Source organism: Clostridium sulfidigenes (genome assembly GCF_000732635.1).
Classification (GTDB): Bacteria; Bacillota; Clostridia; order Clostridiales; family Clostridiaceae; genus Clostridium_J; species Clostridium_J sulfidigenes.
Genome location: NZ_JPMD01000069.1, coordinates 1 through 1654, shown reverse-complemented (window position 1 = coordinate 1654; position 1654 = coordinate 1). Strand labels below are relative to the sequence as shown.

General features: G+C 31.3%; 1 protein-coding gene. It reads left to right on the top strand.

The window, feature by feature from the left end:
• Positions 1–287: 287 nt before the first annotated feature.
• A partial coding sequence (locus IO99_RS17835) for a hypothetical protein (RefSeq protein ID WP_035135857.1) occupies positions 288–1654 on the top strand: 1367 nt, incomplete at its 3' end.

The following is a 1654-nucleotide window of genomic DNA, read 5'->3' as shown; positions in this document are numbered from 1 at the left end:
GTTGATATATTATTGTGTTGTGTGTATAATATCTTTATGAGTAAAAATGGCAATTATAATAAATACTTATAAAATATTTAATAATAATACTAATTTACTATAATTTGCGTATAACTTATAGACAAGCATTTTATAGTGTTATATAATTATTTTACATTCTTGTAATATACATAAATGTAATACAATATAATATTTGTAAATGTATTTAATCTTGAGTGCTTCTATACTGTCTTCAGTATAGATAACTATATAAAAAACTAAATGAAATCAAATAGGAGGGAATCATCTTGAATAAAAAGACAACTAAATTAATGGCAACAGCTTTAACAGCAACAATGGGTGCTGGAATAGCTACTCAATTAGTACAAGCAGCTGAAGTAACTCCATACGAAGCTGCATTAGAAGCAGTAATAACAATGGAGAAAGACCCTAGCGGAGCAAACATAGACAAGGCTTACAATGCTGTAAAGGCACTTAAAGCTGGAGCTCAAAAAGATGCTCTTAACAAAAGAGTTGAAGCAGTAGCTGCTCCACATCATAAGGCAGTATACGATATAATGGTAACTGCAAGAACAAATAAAGATCTAAAAACAATAGGAGATGCAAGAAAAGCGGTAGCTGGAATGGCTAAAATCTTTATTAAAGATGCTTATACTTGGAGCTCAGAATTAGATAATTTCACAATAGAATACCAAAAGACTGTAGTGGATACTTTAAATGCTATATCTAATGGCAAAGAAGAAGTTAAACAAGCTACAATCAATAAATTAAGAGAAATAATCGTTGGATTAGAGCTTCAAAGAAGTAATGAAGGATTATTAAAATTAGTTCTTGACTACTCTGCTACTTTAGATAAGGTTCAAATGGACTATGTTAATGAAGTATTAGCAGAAGTAAAAGCAGCAACTACAGATGCTGAATTAGCAGTTGCAAAAGCTAAATATAATGACTTATTAACTATGAAAGACGAAGCTTTAAAGGCAGCTGTACAATCTAATGTAGGAGCAGCAATAGCAACTAAAGAAGCTGAACTTGCAATTCCAAGAGTTGAGTCAGCGAAAGCAATCAATGCTAAACAATTAGAAATTACTTTCAATAAGCCAATTAGTGCATCTACTGTAATTAACGAAGTTGGTAATAAAATAAAAAATATTACATTTAAAGAAACAACAAGTAGTTCTGATGTAGTAAATTCTACAAATGCTACAGGAGCTTTAAGTTCTGATAAAAAGACACTTATAGTTACATTAGATGGTGCAGAAACTTTTGAAGGAACTTATTCAGTTGTTGTTAACAAAAATGTTAAAACTACAGCAAATGAATCAGTACAAGACTACTCTACTACTTTCTCAATTCAAGATAGAATAGCTCCAGAAGTAGTGAGTGTTTCTGCTAAAACTAATACAAATGTTGCAACAACTGCTACAGTTAACTTCTCTGAACCTGTATCTGCTGCTGTTGTAAAAATTGATGGAGTTGTATACACTGGAACTGGAACAGGTACTTCTGCATTAACATTTAGTGGATTAGCATTAGATACATCTAAAACTCACACAGTTGAAGTTCTAAATGCATCAGATGCTAAGGGTAATATTAAGGCTTTACAAAGTACTACATTTACTGTAACTAAAGATACAGTTGCACCAGTTGCACA